The following is a 17,678-nucleotide window of genomic DNA, read 5'->3' as shown; positions in this document are numbered from 1 at the left end:
ATACCCATATGCGTCGGCGGGCAGTTGGTGGTGATCGTGGCACACGGCACGACGCGGCACACACCCGATCGAACCGGCGTGCGCCACGTGCGTGCGCGTACGAATGTTCCGCAGACGAATCCGCGGCGGGGGGGCGGGGATCAGCCGCCGAGCGCGCCACCGATGGGCAGGCCGCCGAGGGTGGGGCCGAGCGCGTTGGCGAGCTCGCCGACGGGAGCCGCCGGGTCGCTGGACTTCTGACCGTCCTCGCCGGTGACCTTCTGCTGGCTCGTGAGCCCCTGGGCGGCGCCGGTGACGGTGGTGAGCGCGTCGGAGAGGCCGATCGCGGGCGCAGCCGAGGCGGAACCGGCGGCGGCGGCGACGAAAGCGGCACCGATGGCGGCGGCACCGAGGGTCTTGGCAGCTGACTTCTTCATGAAGATGAGTCCTTGCGACGGGGAATTGAGCGGCTCCGCAAACTAGTCACTTCAAACCCCGGCCCGCAAACATACGTAAATATGAGAAAGCGCCCGGGAATTAATGTTCCCGGGCGCTCCCCTTACGTCATGCCGTGGCCTAGGCCGATACAGAACCGCTGGTCGAAGCGGTCTGCTGGAACAGCCATTCCGACTTCAGCTCCGCATAACCCGGCTTGATGACCTCATTGATCATGGCCAGTCGTTCGTCGAAAGGAATGAACGCGGACTTCATCGCATTGACGGTGAACCACTGCATGTCGTCGAGCGTGTAGCCGAAGGCGTCGACCAGGTGCTCGAACTCGCGGCTCATGCTGGTGCCGCTCATCAGACGGTTGTCGGTGTTGACCGTCAGCCTGAAGTGCAGCTTCCGCAGCAGGCCGATGGGGTGCTCGGCGTACGAGGCGGCCGCGGCGGTCTGCAGGTTCGAGGTGGGGCACATCTCCAGGGGGATGCGCTTGTCCCGGACGTACGAGGCCAGCCGGCCCAGCGTCACCGAGCCGTCGGCGGCGACCTCGATGTCGTCGATGATCTTCACACCGTGGCCCAGGCGGTCGGCGCCGCACCACTGGAGGGCCTGCCAGATCGACGGCAGACCGAAGGCCTCGCCCGCGTGGATGGTGAAGTGGTTGTTCTCGCGCTTGAGGTACTCGAACGCGTCGAGGTGGCGGGTGGGAGGGAACCCGGCCTCGGCGCCGGCGATGTCGAAGCCGACCACGCCGTTGTCGCGGTAGCGGTTGGCCAGCTCGGCGATCTCCAGCGCGCGGGCGGCGTGGCGCATCGCGGTGAGCAGGGCTCCGACGCGGATGCGGTGCCCGTTGGCCTTTGCGCGGCGCTCGCCCTCGCGGAAGCCGTCGTTCACGGCCTCGACGACCTCTTCGAGGGTCAGGCCGGCTTCCAGGTGCTGCTCGGGGGCGTAGCGGATCTCGGCGTACACGACGCCGTCCTCGGCCAGGTCCTCGGCGCACTCGGCGGCGACCCGGAACAGGGCCGCCTTCGTCTGCATGACGGCGCACGTGTGCGCGAACGTCTCCAGGTAGCGCGGCAGGGAGCCGGAGTCGGCGGCTTCCAAGAACCAGATGCCGAGCTTGTCGGCGTCGGTCTCCGGAAGGTTCTCGTAACCGACCTCGCGGGCCAGCTCGATGATGGTCCCGGGCCGCAGGCCTCCGTCGAGGTGGTCGTGGAGCAGCACCTTCGGAGAGCGGCGGATCTGGTCCGGGGTCGGCAGGTTGGGAGTCTCGCTCGTCATCCGGGCACTCTACTCCTACGCGCGTAGAGCCGCGCGGTGACGACGGGCGTCGATACGTAACAGAGACCGTACGGACGGGTGGCGTACACCTGTCAGTCTGAGACTGTTCCGCCATGGCACAGCATGCGCCGCCGGCGCGCGGGGCCCGCCTGGGGCGGGCGGCCGGCGCGAACGGCTCTAAGTCGACGGGCAGCACGGTCAACGGAGTGGTCCTCCTGCTCCCCGGAGCGTCCAGATTGTCCCCCGGTCCGGTGCGTCCGCTCGCGCGGGCACTGGCCCGGGCGGGCGGGGCGGACGGGCTGGTGGCGCACGCCGTGCTGCACGGCAGGGGGGCCTGCCGGGAGGACGACGCGCGGTGGGCGGCCGACGAGGTGCTGCGCAGGTACGGGGACGTGCCGGTGTGCCTCGCCGGGTACGACGCGGGCGGCCGGGCCGCGCTGCGGGCGGCGGGCCACGAGGCCGTCAACTCGGTGCTGGCGCTCGCCCCTTCCTTAGGGGAAGCGGCCGCAGCGGACTCGCCGGAACCGGTGAAACAGCTGTCGGGACGGCAGGTGCTGATCGTGCACGGGACCAACGACGCGAACAGCGATCCGGAAGCATCGTTTCGGCTGGCGGCACGGGCGAAGAAGGCGAACCGCTCCACCTGCCGGTTCGAGGTGCACTCGGACGGGCACCGGCTGCACGAGCACCGGGCGGAAGTCGTGGCGCTGTCCGTGGACTTCGTTCTGGGGGCGATGTTCTCCGGCCGCTACTCGCGGCCGGTGACGGACGCGCTGGCGGCGCCGCCGCCGCTGGGGCTGCGGATGCCGCTCGCCTCCGGCTTCGGGCGTTCGCTGCGGGGCTGAGCCACGGGTCCCGCAGGCTTGCGCCGCCCCTGCGCCCGCCCTCACGCCGGCCTTGCGCCGGGTCTACCCCCGATTTGCCCCGGACTTCCCGCAGGCAGGATGTCCGGTTCGCCCGAGCGTAAAGTGAGGAGTGGACTCGGGGCGCTTCTCCGCGGGAGGCGATTCGGCATGGCCGGGATCGTACGCAAGAGCTTCGACGAGGCGGACGAGACCCGTCCGTTCGAAGACGGCAAGGGCAGGCTCGATGTCATCCAGACGGATGGCGGGGCCGTGGGCCGCGCGGTCTTCGAACCGGGCTGGCGCTGGTCGGAGCACATCAAGCCGCTGGCGGGCACGGACAGCTGCCAGGCCGCGCACACGGGCTACATGGTGAGCGGCCGGATGAAGGTCGTCATGGACGACGGGACCAGCGAGGAGTACGGGCCCGGCGACTTCATGCAGATCGAACCCGGACACGACGCCTGGATCGTCGGCGACGAGCAGTGCGTCGCGGTCGACTGGACCGGCTTCGGCCAGTACGCGAAGCCGGCCTGACGAGGTCCCCGCGCGGCCTCAGCCGACGGGGAGCCACACCGGGTTCGTGAAGGCCGCCAGGGCGCCGGGAAACGGCGGCGCCGTGGCGGGGTGGCGGACCTCGGCCCGCACGTAGGCCGAGCGGACGGGCGTGGTGTGCCATTCCAAGGTGCTCGCGTCCGGCGCCGTGACGGCGAGACCCTGGTCGGTGATCAGCCGGAGTTCGCAGCCCGGGGCGCCCGTGACCGTGAGCCGGATCAGGACGTCCGCGTTCGGGGCCACCCGCAGCCGCTCTCCGATGCCGGCGTGTTCGCCGCGCCCGCCCAGCGCCTCGAAGACGATCGCGACCTGCGCCGATTCCGCGCCGTAGGACCGCCCGGCCCGTATCCCGGCGAGGACGGCCTCCCGGGTGAGGTCTTCGGCGAGGACCGCGGTCTGGGGGCCGCCGATGCGGTCGGGGTCGCGGTGGAAGTCGCTGCCCGCCACGGCCGGGAGCCACCGCTCGCCGTCGGCGCCCCGCAGGGTGGCGTCCCAGGAGGCCAGGGAGACCTCGTCGTCCGGGGTCCAGGGGCCGTTCCACACCTCGACGGCGTCGGCGTCGGCGTCGTCGAAGCCGAACTTCCAGGCGCAGCCGATGCAAGTGGCGTGCGGGTGGGCGGGTACGACCAGGCCGCCCGCGCTGCGGATCGTACGGGCGAAGCGGCCGAAGCGGCCTTCGCGCGCCCGGTAGCGCCAGTCGACGAAGGTCCCGGGGGCGGTTCCGACGGCCAGTACGTGGCCGGTGCGGGTGGTGATCTCCTCGCCGGTCAGGACCAGCAGGTCCGGCGGGACCGCGTCGGCCCAGGCGGCGTGCGCGCTGTGGGTGTTGTGGTCCGAGGAGTTGATGAAGTCCAGCCCGGCCTGCCGGGCCAGGGCGGCGATCTCGGCCGGGGTGCGCCGCCCGTCGGAGTGCACGGAGTGGACGTGGCAGTCGCCGCGGTACCAGGCCCGGCCGCGGCCCCGGGCCCGCGGGGGCGGGTAGACCGGGCGGGGTGCGGGGTCCGGCGTCCCGAAGGTGAAGCGTGCGGTGATCTCGTACGGGAGCCCCTGCGGGGCCACGGTGTACGGGCCCAGCAGCACGTGCCAGCGGCCGGCGCCGATCGGGCCGGGAAGGTAGCCGGGGGTCGCGTCGTCGGCGCGCAGGAAGAACTCGCTGCGGGCGCCGCCGGACCAGCCGCGGAAGCCGCGGCCGCCGAGGGCGGTGCCGTGCTGGTCGAAGATGCCGATGTCGAGGGCGTTGCCGGGGGTGCCGGGCGGCACGGGTGGTTTCCCGTACGTGTAGGCCACGCGTAACTCGCGTACGCCTGGAGGTATTTCGAGCGGTATCTCCACGAAGTCGGGGGCGCCCGGGGGGATCGTGCCGCGCAGGACCCGGGTGTCCGGGGAGGGGGCGGACAGCTGCGGGGCGGCGACTGCGGCGGCGCCGGTCGCGCCGCTCGCCAGGAGTTCACGTCGGGTGAGGGCCATCCCTCCACGGTGGCGGCGGCACGTGAATCCCGAGTGAATCCGGGGTGAGGGGTCCCGCTCGCCCGAGCAGGGCCGCGGCCCGGTCCAGGGCGCGGGTCAAGGAGAGCGCCGTCGGGGCGGTGGCGAGGACGTGGGCGTGGTGCAGCGAGCCGGTCGGGGCCCGGCGTACCGTCGCGCCCGGCGGGACCTCCAGCCGCACCCGGACCACCCCCGGCACGGCGCGGGCGGCTGCCGGTCCCCGGTGGGCCCGCTCGATGCGGGTGCCGGGCGGGAAGTCCACGTACCGCAGCCCGGCGTGGGCGGTGCGCAGGTGGTGCACCGGGTCGGGCAGGCCCAGTCCGGCGGCGAGGGCGAGGGCGAGCACGTCGGTGCCGTGGGCGAGGCGGAGCAGCTGGACGAGCTCCTCGGCTCCGGGGTGCGCGTGGGCCTCGACGAGGCGGGGGCCGTGAGGGGTGAGGACGACCTCGGTGTGCGAGGGGCCGTCGCGGTGCCCGGCAAGGTCGAGGACGCCGCGCACGAGGGCCCGTACGGCCTCTGCGGTGCCGGCGGCGAGCGCGACGGGCAGGTCGTACCCGGTGGCGGTGGTGGCCGTCCCCGGCCCCGGGATCCGGCGGGTCCAGCCGAGGATGCAGTGGCGGCCCCCGCGGGAGACGGCTTCGACGGCGAGCTCGGGGCCTTCCAGGTACTCCTGGACGAGGAGGTCGGTGACCTCGGGGTAGTCGCGGACGGCGGTTGCGGCCCCGGCCGGGCCGGCCAACAGCCGCACGCCCTCGCCGAGGGCCCCCGCGCGGGGCTTGACCACGCACGGGAAGCCGATCAGGCCGGCGAGGAAGGGGAGGAGCGCGGCGCGGCCGCAGCGGACGAAGGAGACGGGCCGCGCGGCGTGCAGGGCGTTGGAGCGGGCGCGCAGGGCGGCCTTGTCCATGAGGGCGGTGACGGCCGCCGCGGGGGTGCCGGGCAGGCCGAGGGCCTCGTTGGCGCGGGCGGCGGCGAGTGCTGCGGCGGGGTCGAAGCCGAAGACCCGGGCGTGCCCGCGCCGGACCGCCTCCAGCCGGCCGACGGCGCCGACCAGGCGGCGGTGGTCGCGCCAGTCCGCCGGCACCCGCCGCTCCGCCCCCTCACGGTCGGACGGCACCGGCGGTCCCGGCGCGACCACCACGGTGCGCGCGCCGACCCGTCGGGCGGCGGCCACCACGGCGGGGCGCGGGCTCAGCAGGACCGCCGTGGGCCCCCGCCCGGTCCCGTTCACCCGCTCCCGCTCCCCCGTCACCGCGTTTCCCCCTTCACCCGGTGTGACCACTGTGCCGGTCCGGCATATGCGTGCGGGGCCCGTTCGGGCGTCGTCTTGCCGCCTTGCGGGAACACGAGGGGTTTATAAACATCAGCAATCCGGGACGAATACGCATATGCCAGCCGACGAAGCCGAACCGCCGTCCGGGGGCGACCTGAGCCGCGCCGCCCGGCGGCTGTACGCGTACGCCGTGGAGCGGCACTCGTTCGCCGAAGCCGAGGCCACCGGAGCCCTCGGGGCCCGGGCGGCCGCGGCGATCACCGAGCTGGCCGCCGCGCACCTGCTCCAGCGGGCCCCCGGCGGCGGCCCGGACCGGTGGAGCGCCGTCGCGCCCAGGGCCGCGGCGGCCCGGGCACTGGCTCCGCTGGCACTGCTCGTACGGGAGACCCACGACGAGATGGACCGGCTGCGCGGGCGGCTGGAGACGCTGGTGCCGGCGTACGAGGCGGGTGCGGCGCACCTGGAACGGAACGGGTCGGGGCGGTCGGAACTGGAGCTGGTCACCGATCTGGGGGCGGTGCGCGCCCTGATCGCGGAGCTCGTCGCGGCCTGCGAGAAGGAGCTCCTGACCTCGCAGCCCGGCGGGGGGCGGCCGCTGGAGACGCTGGAGGAGGCGATCGGGCGGGACGAGTCGCTGCTGGCGCGCGGGGTGCGGATGCGCACGATCTACCAGCACACGGCGCGCTACTCGCGGCCCACGGCGGCGTACGTGGAGCGGGTGACGGCGCTGGGCGCGCAGGTGCGGACGCTGGGCGACGGCCTGATGCGGATGCTGGTCTTCGACGAGCACACGGGACTGATGTCGGTGCCGGACCGCAGCGGGGCGGCGCTCGTGGTGCGGGAGCCGGCGGTCTTGCACTTCATGACGTCGGCGTTCGAGCGGTCGTGGGTGGCGGCGGAGCCGTTCCCGACGACGGTGGGTCCGGACGCGGCGCGCTCGCTCTCGGACGAGCTGCGGCAGACGATCGTCCGGTTCCTGTCAGAGGGGCTGGAGGACAAGGTGATCGCCCGCCGGCTGGGCATGTCGGAGCGGACCTGTCAGCGCCACATCGCGGAGATCATGCGGGCGGCGGGCGCCAAGTCCCGCTTCCAGGCCGGCTACTTGCTCGCCCCCTCGGCACTTCCCGCCCCCGGGGCCACCCCCTGCGTGGACGCCGAAGCCGACGGCGCCGGGTCCTGACCGGGGTGCCCGGGACCGCCGTGCAGCTCCGGGATCAGCCGGCCGCGCCGGGACAGCAGGAACCGCTTGAACTCGGCGACCGGCGGGGTGTCGGGGTGGCCGTCGAGCCAGGCGACGCCGATCTCGCGGACCGCGCGCGGGGCCGTCACCGTCAGCTCGACCACGCCGGGTCGGGCCACCGCCGGCGGCGGCAGCAGGGCCACGCCGAGGCCCGCCGCGACCAGCCCGCGCAGGGTCTCGGCCTCCTCGCCCTCGAAGGCCACCCGGGGGGTGAACCCGGCCTCCGCGCACAGGTCGTCGGTGATGCGGCGCAGCCCGTAGCCGGCCTCCAGGGTCACGAAGGTCTCCTCGGCGGCCTCGGCGAGGCGGATGCGCTTGCGGCCGGCCAGGCGGTGGTCGTCGGGGACGACGAGCCGCAGCCGCTGCTCGTCCAGGCGGCGCGCGAGCAGGTCGGGAGCGTCGGGGAGCGGTGAGGTCAGGCAGAGGTCGAGTTCGCCGGCCCGCAGCTTCTCCAGCATGGCTTCGCCGTAGTTCTGCACCAGGGAGAAGCGCACGCGCGGGTGGTCGGCGCGGAAGGCGCGGATCAGGCCGGGCACGGTCTCGGGGCCGAGGGTGTGCAGGAAGCCGAACGCCACCTTTCCGAAGGCCGGGTCCGCGTCCTGTTGCACCGACTCGGCGGCGCGGGCGATTTCGGCGAGGGCCTGCTCGGTCGAGGCGAGGAAGGTCCGCCCGGCCGTGGTGAGGGCGACGGTGCGGCCCTTGCGGGCGAACAGCGTGACGCCCAGGTCCTGTTCGAGCCGGACCATGGCCCGGGACAGGGTGGACTGCGGGACGCCCAGTTCGTGCGCGGCGCGGGTGACGTGCTCGTGGCGGGCGACGGCGGCGAAGTACGCCAGTCGCGGGGCCAGCAACCCTGTCACTTCCATGTCTTCTACGTAACGGTTCATCGACAGGCACCCTTCTGAACTGCACTGATGCGCCAGTGGATCGATTATCGCGATTCTGTGCATTGGACGCATGAAACGGGGCGGGTCTACGGTCGTTGCATGCCTCCCGTTCATACCGGGGCACCCGTCATCACGGGTGCCTCCACCCCGCCGTCCCCTGCCGCACCGCAGCCCCACTCCCCCGGCCGCCCCGGCTACCGCCGGATGAGCCTCGCGCTCTTCGCCGCCGGACTCGCGACGTTCGCCCTCCTCTACTCCACCCAGGCGCTGCTGCCCGCGATCTCCGAGGGGTTCGGGGTGACGGCGGGTCAGGCCAGCTGGACGGTGTCCGCGGCCACCGGCGCCCTCGCCCTGTTCGTCCTGCCGCTCAGCGCGCTCTCCGAGCGCTTCGGGCGGACCCGGATGATGACGATCTCCATGATCGTCGCCGTCGGCGTCGGCCTCCTCGTGCCGTTCGCGCCGAACCTGGAGTGGCTGGTGGTGCTGCGCGCCGTCCAGGGCGCGGCGATCGCCGGCATCCCGGCATCCGCGATGGCGTACCTGGCGGAGGAGGTCAAGCCGAAGGCGCTGGTGGGCGCGATCGGCCTGTTCGTGGCGGGCAATTCCATCGGCGGTATGAGCGGCCGCCTCGTCACCGGCTGGGCGGCCCAGGCATGGGGCTGGCGCGGCGGGCTGCTGGCCGTCGGCGTCATGGCGCTGGCCTGCGCGGGCGCCTTCCTGGTCCTGCTCCCCCGGGCCCGGTTCTTCCGCCCGGCCTCGCTGAACCCGCGCGCGGTCGGCCGGACCGTCGCCGGCCATCTGCGCGATCCGCTGCTGCTGCGGCTGTACGGGATCGGCGCGTTGTTCATGACGGTCTTCGGCGCCGTTTACACCGTCATCGGCTACCGGCTGGTGGACGAGCCGTTCTCCCTCGGGCAGGGCGTGATCGGGTCGATCTTCCTGATCTATCTGGTCGGCACGGTCTCCTCGGCCGCCGCCGGGCAGCTGGTGGCCCGCACGGGGCGGCGCGGCGCGCTGTACCTGGCGGTGACCACGACCGCGCTGGGCCTGCTGCTGTCCCTCGCGGACTCGCTCGCCGCGATCCTGGTCGGGCTGGTCCTGATCACCGCCGGCTTCTTCGCGGGCCACGCTGTGGCGTCCGCCGCGGTGAGCCGGACCGCGACGTCGGGCCGCGCGCAGGCCTCGGCGCTGTACCAGTCGGCGTACTACCTGGGTTCCAGCGCGGGCGGCACGCTCGGCGCGCTCGCCTACCACTCGGCGGGCTGGGCGGCGACGGTGGGCATCGCGCTGCTGGCGGTGCTCGGCGTCGTATCGATCACCCTCTACGGCTCGCACGCGGCGCGCGCGCAGCAGCGCCGTCCAGGTGTGCTGGCCGCCGCCCGCTGAACGGCCGCTACGCCGCTCGCGGATCCGTCCGTACGGCATCGGTACGAGGTGATTTACGGAGCCCGGAGGCGCAAGACGCCCCGGGCTCCGGCGCGTTGCCCCTCCCCGCCGGGCAGGAATGCGGGGTGGGAGGGAGTACGACATGCGGATGCGGACGAAGCGGCGTACGGCGGCGGCGGTTTGCGGGGCGGTGGCGCTCGCGGCCTCTCTGGTGGTCGGCGGGGGCGGGGCGGCGCAGGCCGCCGGCTCGTGCAACATGACCGCGGGGCCGTACCAGCGGCAGGTGGAGCAGTTCTTGGGGCGGCCGGTCGACGGGGCGCAGTCCGCGGCCGACTGCCGGGCGACCAAGGCGTTCCAGGCGCAGCACGGCATCACCCCGACCGCGGGGTACGCCGGGCCGGTGACCTGGCAGACGATGAGCGTGATGCTGGCGCAGCGGGCGGCGGGCAGCACGCCGAACCAGGACGGGAAGTGCCCGGTGAACCTGGGCCGGATCGCCTGCGTCGACCTGACGCGCCAGCTCAGCTGGGTCCAGGACGGCGCCACCCTGAAGTACGGGCCGGTCCCGGTCCGCACCGGGAAGGCCGGCACCGAGACCCGGACCGGTCTGAAGCGGATCTACTACCGCAGCATCGACCACTGGTCGACGATCTACGACGTGTCGATGCCGTACGCGCAGTTCTTCGACGGCGGGATCGCCTTCCACTCCGTCGACAAGAGCATGTGGAACCCGCCGGGGTCGGGCGGGTGCGTGAACATGCGGCTCGCGGACGCCAAGGCGTACTGGAACCTGCTGGCCAAGGGCGAGGACGTGTTCGTGTACGGCCGCAAGCCCGGTACGTAGGTCGGGCCCGCGGCCGTCCGGCTGCCGTTGTCAGACCCCTCCGGTAGCTTGCGGGGTATCGGATCTACTGGGGGACGACAGCCATGAGTGACCTCGCGACCGGCACCGGAACCACCACGGAGTCCGACCTGGATGCGGCGATGGAGCGCTACCGGGTCGAGCTCACCGGCTACTGCTACCGCATGCTCGGCTCCTCCTTCGACGCCGAGGACGCGGTGCAGGACACGTACGTCCGCGCCTGGCGCAGCCATGCGAAGTTCGAGGGCCGGTCCTCGCTGCGCTCCTGGCTGTACCGGATCGCCACGAACGTCTGCCTGGACCTGCTGAGCGCGGGGAACAAGCGGGCCCGGCCGATGGACCTCAGCGCCCCGCAACACCAGGCCTCCGCGGTCTTGAACGAGCGGCCGGAGGTGACCTGGCTGGAGCCGGTGCCGGACGGGCGGGTGCTGCCGCAGACCGCCGATCCGGCGGAGATGGCCCTGGCGAAGGAATCCGTACGGCTGGCGTTCGTGGCGGCGCTCCAGCACCTGCCGGCGAAGCAGCGCGCGGTGCTGATCCTGCGCGAGGTGCTGGCGTGGAAGGCGGACGAGGTCGCGGCGCTGCTGGAGACCACGGTGGCGTCGGTGAACAGCGCTCTCCAGCGGGCCCGGGCGACCATGTCCGCGACGCGCGTGCGCGAGAGCGATGCGGCGGACCCGCTGGACGCGGAGCAGGTGAAGCTGCTGGAGCAGTACCTGTCCGCCTTCGAGGCGTACGACATCTCCCGGCTGACCACCCTGCTGCACGAGGACGCAGTGCTGTCGATGCCGCCGTTCGACCTGTGGCTGCGGGGCCACGAGGACATCGCGGCCTGGCACCTGAACCAGGGCATCGGCTGCAAGGGCTCCCGCCTGGTCCCGACCACGGCGAACGGCCTGCCGGCGTTCGGCCAGTACCGGCCGCGGGAGGACGGGCGGCCGGGGCACGTGCCGTGGGCGCTCCAGGTCCTGGAGATCTCAGCCGGCAAGATCGTCGGGCTCAACGCCTTCCTGGACACCGACCGCTGGTTCCCCCTCTTCGGTCTGCCCGAGGAGCTCGGCGAGCCCGACGAAGTGCAGCAGGGCGCGTAGGGCGGGCGGGGCGCCCTCCACCCGCAGCGGCCGGCCCCGGGCGGTCAGCCGCAGCCGGGCCAGGATTTCGACCGCGCTCAGGTCCGGCGCGGTGACGGCGCCGGCATCGCACACCACCGCGGGCGCACCGTCCTCGTACAGCCGGGACAGGCGCGCGCACAGCAGTACGGCGTCGCGCGCCGTGGGGCTCGGTCCGGGCAGCACGAGGCGGGTCGTCTCCATGCGGGGATGACTCCTGCACCACCGGGAACTCATCGGCACGAGCCGTCGGCACCGGCCCCGGCATGCCGAACGGGACCGGCGGGGGTCCGCCGGTCCCGTTCACCCGGAAGGGAAGCCGCAGCTATCAGGCGATGCGGTCCAGGACGATCGGCGTGGCGGTGAACGCCGTGCCGGCCGCGGCGATGTCGAAGGTGCCCTCCAGGGAGGCCAGGGCGTACTCGAACTTCTCCGGGGTGTCCGTGTGCAGGGTCATCAGGGGCTGGCCCGCGGTGACCGTGTCGCCCGGCTTGGCGTGCAGCTCGATGCCCGCACCCGCCTGCACCGGGTCCTCCTTGCGCGCGCGGCCGGCGCCCAGGCGCCAGGCGCCGACGCCCACGCCGTACGCGTCCAGGCGGGTCAGGACGCCCGACTCGGGGGCGGTGACCACGTGCTGCTCGCGGGCGACCGGCAGGGCCGCGTCCGGGTCGCCGCCCTGGGCCGCGATCATCCGGCGCCACACGTCCATGGCGGAGCCGTCGGCCAGGGCCTTGGCCGGGTCGGCGTCCTTGATGCCCGCCGCGTCCAGCATCTCGCGGGCCAGCGCCAGGGTCAGCTCGACGACGTCGGAGGGGCCGCCGCCGGCCAGGACCTCGACCGACTCGCGGATCTCCAGCGCGTTGCCGGCGGTCAGGCCGAGCGGGGTGGACATGTCGGTGAGCAGGGCGATCGTCTTGACGCCGCTGTCGGTGCCGAGGGCGACCATCGTGGAGGCGAGCTCGCGCGCGTCCTCGATGTTCTTCATGAACGCGCCGGTGCCGACCTTCACGTCGAGGACGAGCGAGCCGGTGCCCTCGGCGATCTTCTTCGACATGATCGAGGAGGCGATCAGCGGGATGGCCTCGACGGTGCCCGTCACGTCGCGCAGGGCGTACAGCTTCTTGTCGGCGGGGGCCAGGCCGTCGCCCGCCGCGCAGATGACCGCGCCGGTGGTGTCGAGGACGTTCAGCATCTCCTCGTTGGACAGCAGCGCGCGCCAGCCGGGGATGGACTCCAGCTTGTCCAGGGTGCCGCCGGTGTGGCCGAGGCCGCGGCCCGACAGCTGCGGTACGGCCGCGCCGCAGGCGGCGACGAGCGGGGCCAACGGAAGGGTGATCTTGTCGCCGACGCCACCCGTGGAGTGCTTGTCGGCGGTCGGACGGGAAAGGGAGTCGAAGTTCATCCGCTCGCCCGACGCGATCATCGCGGCGGTCCAGCGCTTGATCTCGGCCCGGTTCATGCCGTTCAGCAGGATGGCCATCGCCAGCGCCGACATCTGCTCGTCGGCGACGACACCGCGCGTGTACGCGTCGATGACCCAGTCGATCTGCTCGGGGCTCAGCTCACCGCGGTCCCGCTTCGTACGGATGACGGAGATGACGTCCATGTGGTGCTTCCTTCTACGCGCATAGAGAGGGGTGTGAAGAGAGGGGTCCGGAGAAGTACGACGGCCCTTCGCCCGGCAGGGCGAAGGGCCGTCGGCACGGCTATCTCAGGTGGTCCGGCCCGAAGGCCTGCGGCAGCATCTCGGCCAGCGGAAGGATCCCGTTCGGGGTGTCCACCAGCAGTTCCGGCCCACCGAACTCGAACAGCAGCTGGCGGCAGCGCCCGCACGGGACGAGCTTCTCGCCCTTGCCGTCGACGCAGGTGAAGTGCGTCAGGCGGCCGCCGCCGGTGGCCTGGAGGGAGGAGACCAGCCCGCACTCGGCGCACAGCCCGAGCCCGTAGCTGGCGTTCTCCACGTTGCAGCCGACCACGGTGCGACCGTCGTCGACGCGGGCGGCGACGCCGACCGGGAAGCCCGAGTACGGGGCGTACGCCCTGGACATGGCGTCCCGGGCGGCCTCCCGCAGGGCTTCCCAGTCCACGTCGGTCACTTGCCCTGGCCCTTGCGGTAGGGCATGCCGTCGGCCTTGGGCATCCGCAGGCGCTGCGAGGACAGGGCGAGCACCAGGAGCGTCGTGACGTACGGGGCGGCGTCGACGAACTGGCTCGGGACCGAGTCGGTCAGCGCGTACCAGACGAACAGGCCGGCGGCGCACACACCGGCGACGGCGGCCTGGAAGTGCTTGCGCTTGTACAGCTGCCAGACGACGACCACGGCGAGCAGGATCGCGATGAGCAGCAGCATCGCGTGGACGTTCTCGGCGCCACCGCGCAGCCGGAGGCTGTAGGTGAAGCCGAAGAGGCCCGAGCCCAGCGCCATTCCGCCCGGCATCCAGTTGCCGAAGATCATGGCGGCGAGACCGATGTAGCCGCGGCCGCCGGTCTGGCCCTCCTGGTAGATGCCGGTGGAGACGATGGCGAGGAACGCGCCGCCGAGGCCGGCCATTCCGCCGGAGACGATCACGGCGATGTACTTGTACTTGTAGACGTTGACGCCGAGGGACTCGGCGGCGGTCGGGTTCTCACCGCAGGAGCGCAGCCGCAGGCCGAAGGAGGTGCGCCACAGCACCCACCAGGTTACGGGGATCAGCAGGATCGCGACGACGGTCAGCAGCGACAGGTTGGTGACCAGGCCGCCGAGGATTCCGGCGAGGTCCGAGATCAGGAACCAGTGCTTGCCGTGGAGCGTGCCGAGCCAGTCCGAGAGCCCTGGGACGGTGATCTCGGTGATCGGGTCGATGCGCGGGGACTGCTTGGAAGAACCGCCCGGGACCTTGTCGAAGGTGAAGTTCGACAGGTACTGGGTGAAGCCGACGGCCAGGATGTTGACCGCCACGCCGGAGACGATGTGGTTGACGTTGAACGTCACCGTGATGACCGCGTGGAGCAGGCCGCCGAGGGCGCCGCCGATGATGCCCACGAGGACACCGGTCCACGGACCCCACTGGTAGCCGGCCCAGGCGCCGAACCAGGTGCCGAGGATCATCATGCCTTCGAGGCCGATGTTGACCACGCCCGCACGCTCGGACCACAGGCCGCCGAGGCCCGCGAGGGCGATCGGCACGGCGAGCTGGAGCGTGCCCGAGATCTGACCGACGGAGGTCAGGTCCTGGGCGCCGGAGATGACCCGGACCAGCGAGATCAGGACGAGACCGCCCGCGATGATCAGCAGGATCCAGGGCAGGGTGAGCTTGCGGCGGCCGCCGCCCTTCTTGGGCGCGGCGCTCGTCGCGGAGACGGTGCTGGTGCTCACGCCGCGACCTCCTTGTTGTCGGTCTTGAGGGCGTGCCCGGCGGCCAGTTCCTGGCCGACCTTCTGCTGCTGACGGCGGATGCCGTAGCGGCGGACGAGCTCGTAGCTGACGACGACCGCGATCACGATCAGACCCTGCATGATCACGCCGATTTCCTGGGCGTAGCCGTTCTGGTCGAGCCCGGCGGACGTCTGCTTGATGAAGGCGAGCAGGAACGCGGAGAAGAGGATGCCGATCGGGTTGTTGCGGCCGAGCAGCGCGACGGTGATGCCGGTGAAGCCGATGCCCAGGGGGAAGGACAGGTTGTACGTGTGGGACTCGCCGAGCAGCAACGGCATGCCGGTCAGACCGGCGACCGCACCCGAGATGAGCATCGCGGTCATGATCATCTTCTTGGCGTCCACGCCGGAGGCCTGCGCGGCGGACTCGCTGGCGCCGGTGGCCCGCAGGTCGAAGCCGAAGCGGGTCCGGTTGAGCACGAACCAGTAGACGATGCCGAGGGCGAAGGCCACGAAGGTGAAGCCGTAGATATCGCCGCCGGGAAGGGACAGGGCCGGGAACCAGCCCGACTCCGAGATGTCGCCGGTCGTCAGGTCGTTCGATCCGGGCGGCTGGACGCCGAGGTTCTTCGGCAGGATCAGCCAGGCGATCAGGGAGGTCGCGATGGCGTTGAGCATGATCGTGGAGACGACCTCGCTCACCCCGCGCTTGGCCTTGAGGATGCCCGCGATGCCGGCCCAGAAGGCACCGGTGACCATGGCGACGAGCACGATCAGCAGGATGTGCAGCGGCCCGGGCAGCGAGACCGAGGCACCGACCACGGCGGAGATCACCGCCGCGAGACGGTACTGGCCGTCCACGCCGATGTTGAAGAGGTTCATCCGGAAGCCGATGGCCACGGCCAGGGCTGCCAGGAAGTAGATGCCCGCCTGGTTGACGATGAGGACTTGGATGTCCTCGTAGCCAGCCTGGTCGATCATGATGCGCAGCGGTTCGATCGGGTCGACGCCCGAGGCCGCCAGCACGATCACGGTCAGTACGAAGGCGCTGATCAGTGCGAGCGCCGGGCCGGCGACTGCCAGGAGCAGCCGGTCCTTGTCGAATTTCTTCATCGGGCCTCGTCCTCCGTCGTGTCACCGTCGGCAGCGGCGGAAGGGTTGTCGGTGGCTTCCAGGTGACCGCGGGCGGCACCCGTCATGGCGGTGCCGAGCTCCTCGGGCGTGACGGCGGCCGGGTCGGCGTCCGCGACCAGGCGGCCGCGGTAGATGACGCGCAGGGTGTCGGACAGGCCGATCAGCTCGTCGAGGTCGGCCGAGATCAGGAGCACGGCCAGGCCCTCGCGACGGGCCTCGCGGATCGCGTCCCAGATCTGCGCCTGCGCACCGACGTCCACACCGCGGGTGGGGTGGGCGGCGATGAGGAACTTCGGGGCGTGGCTCATCTCGCGGCCGACGATCAGCTTCTGCTGGTTGCCGCCGGAGAGCGAGGCCGCGGTGACGTCGATGCCCGGGGTGCGGACGTCGTACTCGCGCACGATCCGCTCGGTGTCCTTGCGGGCGGCCTTGGGGTCGAGGATGCCGCGCTTGGAGTTGGGCGCCTCGGTGACGTGGCCGAGGATGCGGTTCTCCCAGAGCGGGGAATCCAACAGCAGGGCGTGGCGGTGGCGGTCCTCGGGGATGTACCCGACGCCTCCCTCGCGGCGCTTGCGCACCGGCGACTTCGTGATGTCGCGGCCGTCGAGGGTGATCACGCCCGTGTCGGCGGAGTTCATGCCCATCAGGGCTTCGATGAGCTCCGTCTGGCCGTTGCCCTCGACACCCGCGATGCCGAGGATCTCGCCCTTGTGGATGGTGAAGCTGATGTCGTCGAGCAGGAGCCGGCCGGTTTCGACGTGCTCGCGGAGGGAGGAGTCCTCCGGGGCCGTCGGGGCCATGGCCTCCGGCTCGACGACGGCGTCGGACGCGGCGAGGGTCAGGCCCTTGACGGTCAGCATCGGAATGTCCGTGACCGTCGACTCGCGGGTCTCGGGCGTGGGCAGCTCGCTGCCGACCATCAGCTCGGCGAGCTGCTTGGTGGTGGCGGTCTTCGGGTCGGCGGTACCGACCGTGGTGCCGCGGCGGATGACGGTGATGTCGTCGGCGACCTTCAGCACCTCGCCCAGCTTGTGCGAGATGAAGATGACGGTCAGGCCCTCGGCCTTGAGCTCGCGCAGGTTGTCGAAGAGCGCGTCCACTTCCTGCGGCACGAGCACCGCGGTGGGCTCGTCGAGGATGAGGGTGCGCGCACCGCGGTAGAGGACCTTGAGGATCTCCACGCGCTGCCGGTCGGCGACACCGAGGTCCTCGACCAGCGCGTCGGAGCGCACGCCGAGGCCGTAGGCGTCCGAGATCTCCTGGATCTTCTTACGGGCCTTGGCACCGATGCCGTACAGCTTCTCGCTGCCGAGAACCACGTTCTCCAGGACGGTGAGGTTGTCGGCGAGCATGAAGTGCTGGTGCACCATGCCGATGCCGCGGGCGATGGCGTCGCCGGGGTTGCTGAAGGAGACCTGTTCCCCGTCGATGGCAATGGTGCCCTCGTCCGGCTTCTGCATGCCGTAGAGGATCTTCATCAGGGTCGACTTGCCGGCACCGTTCTCACCGATCAGGGCGTGGACGGTGCCCTTGCGGACGGTGATGGCGATGTCCTTGTTGGCGACGACGCCGGGGAAACGCTTGGTGATGCCGTGCAGTTCTACGGCGGGGGGGCTGGACGCGTTGATGACGCACTCTCCTTGGCGCGGAAGGAGCTGGAAAGCCTTGTGGCGGGGGGACAGGGCGGGGAGAGAAGGTATCGCGTCCACGATGCCTCTACGCGCGTAGCACTGTCGAAAGTGAAAACTTGTGACCATGCAGGTCACAAGCGTCACGGACGCGGTTCGGGGCCCGGGAGCGGTAGAGACCGCATTCCCAGACCCCGAGACCGTTACTTCACGTCA

The 17,678-nt window shown here is 71.9% G+C and carries 16 protein-coding genes and 1 pseudogene; 6 read left to right on the top strand and 11 right to left on the bottom strand.

Annotation, left to right across the window (positions count from 1 at the left end; translation table 11 throughout):
• Positions 1–140: 140 nt before the first annotated feature.
• On the bottom strand, positions 141–416 hold the full coding sequence (locus OHA65_RS23310) for a hypothetical protein (RefSeq protein ID WP_327285058.1): 276 nt from the start codon (positions 414–416) through the stop codon (positions 141–143).
• Between the two features lie 139 nt (positions 417–555).
• Positions 556–1,704 carry an adenosine deaminase gene (locus tag OHA65_RS23305; protein WP_327285057.1) on the bottom strand — a complete coding sequence of 383 codons (1,149 nt, stop codon included), beginning with the start codon at positions 1,702–1,704 and terminating at the stop codon, positions 556–558.
• A gap of 113 nt (positions 1,705–1,817) precedes the next feature.
• On the opposite strand from OHA65_RS23305, the gene OHA65_RS23300 reads away from it, so the two are divergent.
• Both OHA65_RS23300 and OHA65_RS23295 read left to right on the top strand, forming a co-directional pair.
• Positions 1,818–2,549, top strand: coding sequence for an alpha/beta hydrolase (locus OHA65_RS23300; RefSeq protein ID WP_327285056.1), 732 nt, complete (start codon positions 1,818–1,820; stop codon positions 2,547–2,549).
• A gap of 168 nt (positions 2,550–2,717) precedes the next feature.
• Positions 2,718–3,083 carry a cupin domain-containing protein gene (locus tag OHA65_RS23295; RefSeq protein WP_327285055.1) on the top strand — a complete coding sequence of 122 codons (366 nt, stop codon included), beginning with the start codon at positions 2,718–2,720 and terminating at the stop codon, positions 3,081–3,083.
• Positions 3,084–3,101: 18 nt separating this feature from the next.
• Here OHA65_RS23295 and OHA65_RS23290 read toward each other — a convergent pair whose 3' ends face one another.
• Positions 3,102–4,568: a CehA/McbA family metallohydrolase gene (locus tag OHA65_RS23290; protein WP_405756471.1), complete on the bottom strand. Its 1,467-nt coding sequence runs from the start codon at positions 4,566–4,568 to the stop codon at positions 3,102–3,104.
• Entirely contained in the window at positions 4,549–5,838 is a 1,290-nt protein-coding gene (locus tag OHA65_RS23285; protein ID WP_405756470.1) for an ATP-grasp domain-containing protein, read from the bottom strand. Before OHA65_RS23285 ends, OHA65_RS23290 begins: the two co-directional genes overlap by 20 nt.
• Positions 5,839–5,974: 136 nt before the next feature.
• On the opposite strand from OHA65_RS23285, the gene OHA65_RS23280 reads away from it, so the two are divergent.
• Entirely contained in the window at positions 5,975–7,039 is a 1,065-nt protein-coding gene (locus OHA65_RS23280) for a helix-turn-helix transcriptional regulator (RefSeq protein ID WP_327285052.1), read from the top strand.
• Positions 7,040–7,065: 26 nt separating this feature from the next.
• On the opposite strand, the pseudogene OHA65_RS23275 reads toward OHA65_RS23280, so the two are convergent.
• Positions 7,066–8,022 (bottom strand): annotated as a pseudogene (locus OHA65_RS23275) (LysR family transcriptional regulator); the annotation flags it as partial.
• Between the two features lie 63 nt (positions 8,023–8,085).
• On the opposite strand from OHA65_RS23275, the gene OHA65_RS23270 reads away from it, so the two are divergent.
• The 3 genes from OHA65_RS23270 (at position 8,086) to OHA65_RS23260 (ending at position 11,325) form a co-directional block, all read left to right on the top strand.
• The gene (locus tag OHA65_RS23270) at positions 8,086–9,372 is read left to right on the top strand and encodes an MFS transporter (RefSeq protein WP_328763432.1); all 1,287 of its coding nucleotides are present in this window, start codon (positions 8,086–8,088) and stop codon (positions 9,370–9,372) included.
• Between the two features lie 142 nt (positions 9,373–9,514).
• A complete protein-coding gene (locus tag OHA65_RS23265; RefSeq protein ID WP_327285050.1) occupies positions 9,515–10,216 on the top strand; it encodes a L,D-transpeptidase family protein in 702 nt (233 codons plus the stop codon).
• 83 nt (positions 10,217–10,299) lie between these two features.
• Positions 10,300–11,325: a sigma-70 family RNA polymerase sigma factor gene (locus tag OHA65_RS23260; RefSeq protein WP_405756469.1), complete on the top strand. Its 1,026-nt coding sequence runs from the start codon at positions 10,300–10,302 to the stop codon at positions 11,323–11,325.
• On the opposite strand, the gene OHA65_RS23255 is transcribed toward OHA65_RS23260, so the two are convergent.
• The 6 genes from OHA65_RS23255 to OHA65_RS23230 form a co-directional block, all read right to left on the bottom strand.
• Positions 11,212–11,547: an STAS domain-containing protein gene (locus tag OHA65_RS23255; protein WP_405756468.1), complete on the bottom strand. Its 336-nt coding sequence runs from the start codon at positions 11,545–11,547 to the stop codon at positions 11,212–11,214. The two genes, OHA65_RS23260 and OHA65_RS23255, sit on opposite strands and share 114 nt — an antisense overlap.
• A gap of 124 nt (positions 11,548–11,671) precedes the next feature.
• On the bottom strand, positions 11,672–12,949 hold the full coding sequence (locus OHA65_RS23250; RefSeq protein ID WP_327285047.1) for a thymidine phosphorylase: 1,278 nt from the start codon (positions 12,947–12,949) through the stop codon (positions 11,672–11,674).
• Between the two features lie 100 nt (positions 12,950–13,049).
• Positions 13,050–13,439, bottom strand: coding sequence for a cytidine deaminase (locus OHA65_RS23245; protein WP_328763430.1), 390 nt, complete (start codon positions 13,437–13,439; stop codon positions 13,050–13,052).
• A complete protein-coding gene (locus tag OHA65_RS23240) occupies positions 13,436–14,701 on the bottom strand; it encodes an ABC transporter permease (RefSeq protein WP_328763429.1) in 1,266 nt (421 codons plus the stop codon). The genes OHA65_RS23245 and OHA65_RS23240 overlap by 4 nt, the downstream gene beginning before the upstream one ends.
• The gene (locus OHA65_RS23235; RefSeq protein WP_327285045.1) at positions 14,698–15,813 is read right to left on the bottom strand and encodes an ABC transporter permease; all 1,116 of its coding nucleotides are present in this window, start codon (positions 15,811–15,813) and stop codon (positions 14,698–14,700) included. The genes OHA65_RS23240 and OHA65_RS23235 overlap by 4 nt, the downstream gene beginning before the upstream one ends.
• A complete protein-coding gene (locus tag OHA65_RS23230; RefSeq protein WP_327285044.1) occupies positions 15,810–17,591 on the bottom strand; it encodes an ABC transporter ATP-binding protein in 1,782 nt (593 codons plus the stop codon). The genes OHA65_RS23235 and OHA65_RS23230 overlap by 4 nt, the downstream gene beginning before the upstream one ends.
• Between the last annotated feature and the right edge of the window lie 87 nt (positions 17,592–17,678).

Origin of the sequence: Streptomyces sp. NBC_00045, assembly GCF_045041095.1 — a bacterium.
GTDB lineage: Bacteria > Actinomycetota > Actinomycetes > Streptomycetales > Streptomycetaceae > Streptomyces.
This window is presented reverse-complemented; position numbering and strand designations above follow the sequence as displayed.

Excerpts from the sequence above, each read along its gene's own strand:
- OHA65_RS23250 (WP_327285047.1), bottom strand. The coding sequence starts at position 12,949 with ATGGACGTCATCTCCGTCATCCGTACGAAGCGGGACCGCGGTGAGCTG.
- OHA65_RS23270 (WP_328763432.1), top strand. The coding sequence starts at position 8,086 with ATGCCTCCCGTTCATACCGGGGCACCCGTCATCACGGGTGCCTCCACC.
- OHA65_RS23310 (WP_327285058.1), bottom strand. The coding sequence starts at position 416 with ATGAAGAAGTCAGCTGCCAAGACCCTCGGTGCCGCCGCCATCGGTGCC.
- OHA65_RS23260 (WP_405756469.1), top strand. The coding sequence starts at position 10,300 with ATGAGTGACCTCGCGACCGGCACCGGAACCACCACGGAGTCCGACCTG.
- OHA65_RS23255 (WP_405756468.1), bottom strand. The coding sequence starts at position 11,547 with ATGGAGACGACCCGCCTCGTGCTGCCCGGACCGAGCCCCACGGCGCGC.
- OHA65_RS23300 (WP_327285056.1), top strand. The coding sequence starts at position 1,818 with ATGGCACAGCATGCGCCGCCGGCGCGCGGGGCCCGCCTGGGGCGGGCG.
- OHA65_RS23295 (WP_327285055.1), top strand. The coding sequence starts at position 2,718 with ATGGCCGGGATCGTACGCAAGAGCTTCGACGAGGCGGACGAGACCCGT.
- OHA65_RS23280 (WP_327285052.1), top strand. The coding sequence starts at position 5,975 with ATGCCAGCCGACGAAGCCGAACCGCCGTCCGGGGGCGACCTGAGCCGC.
- OHA65_RS23265 (WP_327285050.1), top strand. The coding sequence starts at position 9,515 with ATGCGGATGCGGACGAAGCGGCGTACGGCGGCGGCGGTTTGCGGGGCG.
- OHA65_RS23290 (WP_405756471.1), bottom strand. The coding sequence starts at position 4,568 with ATGGCCCTCACCCGACGTGAACTCCTGGCGAGCGGCGCGACCGGCGCC.
- OHA65_RS23305 (WP_327285057.1), bottom strand. The coding sequence starts at position 1,704 with ATGACGAGCGAGACTCCCAACCTGCCGACCCCGGACCAGATCCGCCGC.
- OHA65_RS23230 (WP_327285044.1), bottom strand. The coding sequence starts at position 17,591 with ATGGTCACAAGTTTTCACTTTCGACAGTGCTACGCGCGTAGAGGCATC.
- OHA65_RS23235 (WP_327285045.1), bottom strand. The coding sequence starts at position 15,813 with ATGAAGAAATTCGACAAGGACCGGCTGCTCCTGGCAGTCGCCGGCCCG.